Origin of the sequence: Endozoicomonas sp. NE40 (assembly GCF_040549045.1) — a bacterium.
Classification (GTDB): Bacteria; Pseudomonadota; Gammaproteobacteria; order Pseudomonadales; family Endozoicomonadaceae; genus Endozoicomonas_A; species Endozoicomonas_A lisbonensis.
In genome coordinates this window covers 79,812-87,477 of the sequence record NZ_JBEWTB010000003.1, presented here as the reverse complement: position 1 = coordinate 87,477, position 7,666 = coordinate 79,812, and the positions used below count along the sequence as shown (strand labels likewise).

12 protein-coding genes are annotated in these 7,666 nt (G+C 48.6%); 11 read left to right on the top strand and 1 reads right to left on the bottom strand.

What is annotated here, in order from left to right; translation table 11 throughout:
- The 5 genes from V5J35_RS24245 to V5J35_RS24225 all read left to right on the top strand — a co-directional run.
- Positions 1 to 928 (top strand): hypothetical protein (locus tag V5J35_RS24245; protein WP_354016539.1); only part of this gene is annotated, 928 nt, incomplete at its 5' end.
- A 2-nt stretch (positions 929 to 930) separates the two neighbouring features.
- Positions 931 to 2,436, top strand: a complete 1,506-nt coding sequence (locus V5J35_RS24240) for a hypothetical protein (RefSeq protein ID WP_354016538.1) — start codon at positions 931 to 933, stop codon at positions 2,434 to 2,436.
- A 204-nt stretch (positions 2,437 to 2,640) separates the two neighbouring features.
- Entirely contained in the window at positions 2,641 to 2,910 is a 270-nt protein-coding gene (locus V5J35_RS24235) for a hypothetical protein (RefSeq protein ID WP_354011400.1), read from the top strand.
- Positions 2,911 to 3,041: 131 nt separating this feature from the next.
- A complete protein-coding gene (locus V5J35_RS24230; protein WP_354011401.1) occupies positions 3,042 to 3,293 on the top strand; it encodes a hypothetical protein in 252 nt (83 codons plus the stop codon).
- Positions 3,294 to 3,474: 181 nt separating this feature from the next.
- On the top strand, positions 3,475 to 3,684 hold the full coding sequence (locus tag V5J35_RS24225; RefSeq protein WP_354011402.1) for a hypothetical protein: 210 nt from the start codon (positions 3,475 to 3,477) through the stop codon (positions 3,682 to 3,684).
- A 38-nt stretch (positions 3,685 to 3,722) separates the two neighbouring features.
- On the opposite strand, the gene V5J35_RS24220 is transcribed toward V5J35_RS24225, so the two are convergent.
- A complete protein-coding gene (locus tag V5J35_RS24220; RefSeq protein ID WP_354011403.1) occupies positions 3,723 to 4,238 on the bottom strand; it encodes a hypothetical protein in 516 nt (171 codons plus the stop codon).
- A gap of 258 nt (positions 4,239 to 4,496) precedes the next feature.
- Between V5J35_RS24220 and V5J35_RS24215 the strand changes: the two genes are divergently transcribed.
- From V5J35_RS24215 to V5J35_RS24190, 6 genes are all read left to right on the top strand, one after another.
- Positions 4,497 to 5,861 (top strand): phage head spike fiber domain-containing protein, encoded by a 1,365-nt coding sequence (locus tag V5J35_RS24215; RefSeq protein WP_354011404.1) that lies wholly within the window; start codon positions 4,497 to 4,499, stop codon positions 5,859 to 5,861.
- 20 nt (positions 5,862 to 5,881) lie between these two features.
- On the top strand, positions 5,882 to 6,253 hold the full coding sequence (locus V5J35_RS24210; RefSeq protein ID WP_354011405.1) for a hypothetical protein: 372 nt from the start codon (positions 5,882 to 5,884) through the stop codon (positions 6,251 to 6,253).
- A 147-nt stretch (positions 6,254 to 6,400) separates the two neighbouring features.
- Positions 6,401 to 6,616: a hypothetical protein gene (locus V5J35_RS24205; RefSeq protein WP_354011406.1), complete on the top strand. Its 216-nt coding sequence runs from the start codon at positions 6,401 to 6,403 to the stop codon at positions 6,614 to 6,616.
- The gene (locus V5J35_RS24200; RefSeq protein ID WP_354011407.1) at positions 6,606 to 6,833 is read left to right on the top strand and encodes a hypothetical protein; all 228 of its coding nucleotides are present in this window, start codon (positions 6,606 to 6,608) and stop codon (positions 6,831 to 6,833) included. Before V5J35_RS24205 ends, V5J35_RS24200 begins: the two co-directional genes overlap by 11 nt.
- Positions 6,826 to 7,137, top strand: a complete 312-nt coding sequence (locus tag V5J35_RS24195) for a hypothetical protein (protein WP_354011408.1) — start codon at positions 6,826 to 6,828, stop codon at positions 7,135 to 7,137. Before V5J35_RS24200 ends, V5J35_RS24195 begins: the two co-directional genes overlap by 8 nt.
- Positions 7,137 to 7,553, top strand: a complete 417-nt coding sequence (locus tag V5J35_RS24190; RefSeq protein ID WP_354011409.1) for a hypothetical protein — start codon at positions 7,137 to 7,139, stop codon at positions 7,551 to 7,553. Before V5J35_RS24195 ends, V5J35_RS24190 begins: the two co-directional genes overlap by 1 nt.
- Positions 7,554 to 7,666: the final 113 nt, after the last annotated feature.

The window sequence follows — 7,666 nt, the reverse complement described above, 5'->3', positions numbered from 1 at the left end:
GCGATACCTGCGCAAGCCGAAAATTGAAGAATACAACCGGCAGTGTGCGGAAGGAGAGCACCCATCTGGAGCAGTCCCCACTGCTCCCCCTGCATCCCCGAAACAACCAAAGCCACGGGCAACCCCCCGAACTGTAGCAAAAAAAACTGCTCCAACTGCTCCGGTTGAACCTGCTCCAGTTAAGAAAACTGCTCCAACTGCTCCATCACGGCGGGGTGGTCGTCGTGAACCCCCTGGCGGCGCACCGAAAGGGAATAGCAACGCAGCAACGCACGGTATCTATTCCCGTTTTTTTTCTGATGAAGATTTAGCGATCTGGGATCAAGCAGCAGAGATAGACCACCTTGACTATGAGCTGAGAGTGGCAAGGATGCAGCTTGCCAGAGCAATCAAAAAACAGAAAGAGTACGACCAGATACGAAAGGATTGTGGTGATGAAAACAAGGATGCCTTTCTGTCCCTGCCGGTTACTGAGTTTAACCGTGAGGTGGGGTCTGAAGGCGGTAAGGAGGAAACCAAACGCTCCATACCGGACGTAGATAACGTCATTGACCGTCTACTGGGCAGAGTAGCGCAGCTAATGAAGCAAAAGGATGATCTGCTACAAAGTCCATTGCTTAGTAAAGCTGACCAGCAAGCGCATACACAAACTGTCATTACCCAACTTAATAGCGGTGATCTGACCGCCATTGAAGCCGGTCTACAGCTGGAAGCCCTGTTAATACCGCTACCGGTCACACTGGCCGCCATGGTCAAGGTCGAGCTTGCGACAGAAGCAGAAGAAAGTTTCGAGGGTGGTGGTGTAAGCGCAGACGATATTGCCAGAAAAGCCGCTGAAATCCGTGAGCGTAAACGACAGGAGCGGGAAGAGTTCCTAAAACGCCGTGAAAAAGAGCTGGAAGCCCTGAATGAAGATATGGGCATGTAGCAATGGCGAAAAAAAAGAACCGAACCATTGTCCATGATCCACGTTATGAAGACTTTGCAGCGAGCTTTCAGGAAGACCCGCTACTGTGGTGCGTTGATGTTTGCGACTTCGATCCGAGTTATCAGCAAGTAGACATCATTGAAGCCCTGACGCCGGTCGGGGCTAATGTCAGTGTAGCCAGCGGCCACGGAACGGGTAAGAGTCATTTAACAGCCTGCTTGGTGCTGTGGTTTTTACTTTGTCACCGTGAAAGCCTGATCATGTTAACCGCCAATAACATTGATCAGGTGAGAAACGTCGTCTTTGCGTACATTAAACGGGTCTGGTCAAAGATTTGCGAAGTACACCCGTGGTTAGAGCCTTATGGCGTTATTACGTCACAGTCGTTTTACCTGAAAGGCTTTAAAGGTGTCTGGCAGATCATGGGTAAAACTTGCTCCAAAGGCAACGAGGAGAGTTTGGCGGGTAATCACCGTGCGGACTATTTAATAGTGGTTGATGAGGCGAGTGGTGTTTCTGATAAAGCGATGGGGGTCATGAGAGGCGCTTTAACGGAAGCAAACAACCGTATGTTAATGCTCAGTCAGCCCACCCGAAATACCGGACACTTTTACGAATCACATTTCCGTCTGAAGAAATCAGCCAATAATCCCAACGGCATATACACGGCACTGGCTCTTAACAGTGAATTATCACCCTTTGTTACGGACAAGTTTATCCGTGAGAAAAGGGCAGAGTATGGCGGCGTGGATAGTCCGGAGTACTGCATCAAAGTGAGGGGCATTTTTCCGGATAATTTATCTGGTTATCTCATTAACCGTAAGCTGGTCGATGGCGGCTTTAAGCACCAGATAGAGCATAAAGACGAGTGGGGCTATCTGGCATTGTGTGACGTAGCTGGTGGTGAGGCTCGGGATTCATCCGTCCTGCATATCTGTAAGGTGTCGGGTATGGATAGCGAGCGAATTATCGAGCCGGTATTGGTTATGGAAATGGCAAGGGGTGTTGATGCTGTTAAGTTTGCCCGTTACTGCCATGACATCGCACCCAGTTACCCGAATATCACATTTGGCATCGACAGCGACGGCTATGGTCTGTCGATGGCACAGGAAGCTGAAAAGCTGGGACTGAACGTGGTGCGAATTCATTGGGGTCGTCCACCGCACTCTAAAGCCGCTAAAAAGCGTTTCACCAATGAGCGTACTATGGCGGCAGTCTACACGATGGAAGCTTTGAGAGACGGAAGGTTAGGGTTGTACGCTGGTGATCCGGTTATCCGTGAAAAAACCATAGAACAGTTTGTCAGGATACCGTACAGCTTCAATGAGTACGGACAATGGAAACTGAAGTCAAAAGAACAGATGCGCAGTGACGGCATTAAATCCCCTGATATTTTCGATACCTACTGTTTCGCACAGCTGGTGGACTATATCCCCGCTGGGGTTGCTGGTGGTGATGCTGGTAGTGATGAACTGGATTGGGCTAATGAAGCACTGGGAGCCGCTTAAAAGAGATATACTTGAGGCCAACGGAGGGATCATGAACAAACTTAAAATATCACCCGCTACAAAGATGCTGTTAATGGGGTTTGTGGCTGCAATCGTTGGCATTTGTTTGGGGCATATTTTGTAGAGTTCTGAAAATTTGTTTTAGGGGTATGACCGGCTGAAGCCCGAAATAATGCAGGCTCATTCATCAAAAGGAGAGTGAGCATGGGTGTAGAGCTGTTACTGTTACCCGTTATTGTGGCTTTTATCGACTGGGGTATGCCGTTACCAGCAGACGCTATTCAGGATCGTATTGATACCTGTATCAGCCTGAATCTGGAAGCCGAACCACAGTGGACTAATGACTATTGGCCTGGCATCGAAAAGCTGAACTTCAAAAACTACGTGCGAAACGTCAGGTGTACGGAATTGCCAGCGTTTGAGCAGTTGCCAGACGTGGAGATAGAGGTATCACCGCTGAAGCTGGAAAGTTAAGCGGAATTGCAGGAAAGCCCGACCTTAGTGTCGGGTTTTTTGTGGCTTCAATTTGTAAATATTACTATTTAGTTGTTGCAACAACCAAATAGGTCAGTATAATAAGAATCACGTTAGCCAGTGAGGGCGGTATGGATAAGACCGAAGAACAACAACTGCAAGCGCAAAGAATTGCAGATAAGCAGGAACGAGTATTGGATTTGCAAATCCAATGGTACGAAGAACAGTTAAACCTAAAGCCTAAAAACAAGGAGGGACGATGGAGCAGAGCAAAGCGGTTTAGCCTTTATCTTGGCAGTTTAGCGGCTTTAATAGCTGGTTGGATGAATGAGATAAAAGAGTTCTGGAGCTGGTTTTCAGAACTTATTCAGAAAATCGTTTAGTATGGAGGGGTTTCCCCTCCACTATCTACAATAACATATATGTTACGGATACGATCAATGGGACAAGCAATTATGAAACTTACTCAAAAAAATTGGTTTCACAACATCGTCATACCTTTGGGCTTGGCTGTTTTAACAGCTTTTCTTATCGGCGGTATATTGGTTTTTACGGGCAACTGAAGTGGCAAAACAGCAGGTTAAAAGGGGAGCGCCGGAGGGTAATCAGAACGGTGTCCGGTTTGACGCTCCTGCGACAGACTGGCTCCGACAAAGAGCAGTGCCAGAGCATAAGGCACAATGGGAAGCCGCTGCAAAAAAGCAAGGCTATAAGCATCTGTCAAAGTGGGTGACAGATGTCCTGAATGCTCAGGCCAAAGCTATTCTTGATTGATTTTTAGTCTTATCCATTCCCATGCAGTTTAAGCCCGATCATCGTATCGGGCTTTTTAGTTCTGTTGCTGGGTGCATCACGCCCAGATGAATCAATTCCTGTTTGATGTATCCAGCCAACCACACGTCAGCGTCCTTGTCGTTTTCCCTTAGCTTCCCTTTCACGATGTCGATCCTGTCCAGGATGTCTAATGCTTCCTGTTGCCGGAATCCTATGGTGGTGTGCAGCTTAAACGCCTGAATGAACAGGAACAGGGCAACACACAGCGGTATCACTGTACTGATCAGGTGGAGTTGACTGGGGATCGTTGCCGGCCAAGCGGTATTGATCAGGCTGATAAATCCAGCCAGTAGCACGAAGTTAAACATAAACACCACATACGTCAGTCGTAGCTTAATCAGGTGTTCAAAATCCATGATTTTCATTGCCAGCCGAGCGTTATACAGCAGACACAGGTGACACAGGTCTAAATAGTTGGTGACTGTGGGGGTGAAGTCCCGTAGGCATGCAGCCAGCTCACCAAACACTAATTCTTGCCGCTTGAAAATATCCATCGTGCTTACTCAGAAAAATGGCAGTGAGTTTAATTGCCTATGGCGTCATGATCAAAAGGTGTGCAAGATAGCCGCACCTTTAATTACTTCCCTGTAATCTGGTAATGACTTGATGACCTCTCTCGACGGTCGTTGACGTAGATAGGATTGGCCGGTCTGTTTCTTTCAGACCGGCTTTTTTTTAAAAAAAACTTTAACTGCCCGACTTTGCGACTGTTTGTAACGTCCGTCTATCAATGACGTTTACAGGACAACAGCTTGCAAGATCAAACGCCTGCGGGCCACTCAATACCCTCCGGAACCGTTCCCGCATTGCCTGACTATATGCAGGATTTGGTGGACGCTACAGCAGCCCTGATTGCCCGGTTTAACTCAGAATATGATGCGCTGGCGACAGCGGTCAAAGACCTTAATTATCACGTAGACAATCATCAGGAATACGCTGTACCGCACCCTGATGTTTGGTTGCCTTTGACCTCTGATATTCATTTGAAAGAGGGGTTTGGTTTTACTGAATTTACCAGAGCGTCAAAAGCTACTTATATCAATAAGTCAGGAGTCCTGACTCTGGCTGAGGAGCATGAGCCGAGATTTGAGCGTGAAGGGATATTGATTGAAGGACAGAGTACAAATTTATTAGAAAACTCCACAGAGCCTAGAGTTCATAACGGATCAGAGCTAGTGGCTTACACTGAAAAACTACTTTTAAATAATCCTGCTCCTATCATGGAAAAGCGGGATAATAGTCAGTCTAATATCATCGCTGGGAGCGTGATTTACAGAGGTATAAAAAGCAACACTAAGTATTCTATTACAGCATTTATAGACTTAGATAACACATCAATAGATTTAGGAGCTATCAGGCTTCAATTTGGATTTTCAGGGAACTGGTTAAATAAATATGTGGTATACGATTTAGAGACAGAAGAGATTTTATTAGCCACAGTTGAAGCCTATGATGTGGTTAAAATTAAAAATAATATTCTCTGCATCACAGCTACTCAAACTTCACTAGAGTCTAGTGAAGATAGAGGCTCTATTGACATTTATGCCACTGACAGGAATAACCCTAGTGGAGGTACTTCAGCAACTATAGGAGATCATGTAGCAGCTTTCTGTTACCAATTTGAAGAATTACCATTTCCCTCTAGTTATATACCAACCGAAGGCGAACCAGCAACCAGAGTAACTGACCAACTTAGTGTCACCTATGCAAACAATGTCCCGAATTATCTTGGTGACTTCACAATAAGCCATTGCAGTTCTCTTCTTGGCTATACCTCTAATTCATTTAGTAGACCTGTGTCCTGGAGAGCACCAATAACAGGGCTTACCTATACATCATCAGGCGCAAAATCCTTTATCTGGGGGCAAAATAATAGAACACCTATATCGTTCGACAATACACAAGAACACCGATTTACCTTATCCGTAGGATCGTCAAAGGCACGTTTAGCTCTTGATGGCGATATAAAGGTTGAGTCGTCATATCTGCCAGAAGGAAATTACGCTCCTGCTTACTTAGATATAGGCAGAGGTGTTTCATCAATGTTTGGGCATGTGAGGGGTGTCAAAATCTGGCATCAAGCCCTGAACGCCAAACAAATCAAATCCATCGCCTGACCCTCACCATGGACTCTGTAATGTACGAAGACGTTGTAACCTTCTGCCCCGATCTGGACACGTTCCGCATCGAATTAACCGTTCATGACCACGTTGACGAAGAAGGCAAGCCGGAGCTGTCCCTGACCAAGACCCCGGTACTGAAAAAACTCGGCAAGGGCGCTGATAAAACCCTGGCACTGGTACGGCTGGTGGGTCAGCAGTGCCGTGACACGCTCGCCAGTCTGGAACACCTGGAAGTACTGGGAACCTATGAGCAGGTATTCAGCGATCCGGGCAAGCTGAAAAAATACAACAGTGTGTATGACCGCACGCCCCAGGAGATTATCTGCCCGGAAACCGGCGAGGTGTCGCTTTACATACCGCCCGACAAGTTCTGTGTGTTCTGCTAGAAGCCGTTGCCGCAATACGCTATTGCTCGCATTGCGCTCTGTCGGTTTTTTGCCAAAATAACCCCATGAGTGTTTGCCAACCGCTCATACCGTCACCGTCATTCAGCCGGTGGCGGCTTCCCCTGTTTTCCCCTTTATCCTGACTTAATGATGCCCACATTAATTAACCACCAAGAACTGAACGGCTTTAAAGGCACAGTCTCCGAATGCGTGCTGATGCTCAACGTCAATGAGCTGATCAAGACGATGTGCCGCCTGCGCAGTACCGACGAAGAGCGTTATTCGGAATTTAACAGCCGCTTTCATGCGTTGCTGGACGAGTATGCGCCGGAAGAGCATAAGGAGTCAGAGCATGAGTCTTGAATGCTTGCTGAGCCTGAAGGGTTCGCAGCCCCTCAGTGAGGTGGTGGGAACAATGCTGGATGAAGGCGTGGGAACGCTGTCCGTGGCCGCTTACAAGGATCAGGACGGCAGTGAAAAGCAGCCCGTTGCTGCCGTGGTGGTGATTCAGGGCGAGGACACCGCCGCTTACCTGGATGCCCTTGACCGTTGTTCCCGGGAGCTGGATACCGATGACTGACACACTGGAATTTGTCCGGCAACTGCGTGAGGGTTTGCCGGAGCAGCCGGAGCCCCGTTTTCGCCGGATTGAAATTGCCGGGATCAAGATCATTGCTGAAAAGCACATGCCGGAGAACACCGCTTTTCTGAGTGATCAGGCCATGGTGAAGCTGATCGACTTATTAGACGGCATGGGCGCCGAGGTCACTGCGCCGGCCGAACCGGAACCGGACCAGGAAGAAAACGACAACCGCCGCCCGTTTAATCCCTACGCCGCCCAGCCACTACGCTGGCAACCGACGTTGAATATCAGGTTGAGCTGATGAGTGAGTTAGAGCCCCGTCTGAGCATTAACCACCAGGCCCAATGTGTCCGGGTCTGGGAAGGTGGCCGCCACGGCAAGCAGACCTATTTCAGTGCCAGAGAGCATGGCAGTCTGTATAAGGCGTATCTGGCCGCACGACAGTATGAACTGTCACTGCCTGAATTGCAGCGGTTAGGGCGGTTCAAGCCCCGCACCCGCCCAACGGTGCGCAGTGCCTCGGGCATTGTCGGGGTCTGCCCGTTCAAGAACCGCAAGGGTGAGGCAGCGGGCTGGCGGGCCAGCTGGATGGAAGACCACCATGGTCGTCGCCGCCAGCGCACCCGGGATTATTCGTTTGTCACTTATGGCAACCGGGCTTTGTCACTGGCGATAGCGTGCCGGGAAATGATGGCCGGACTGCAGGCGAGTGCCTGACGGTTTTGGTGCAGCCGGTATCGGTTGGGTATCTGAAACCGGTTGCACCATTCCATCCGGTAAGATAAACTACCGGTAGTAGTATCATTTGATACCAGTATTTTACTACTGGT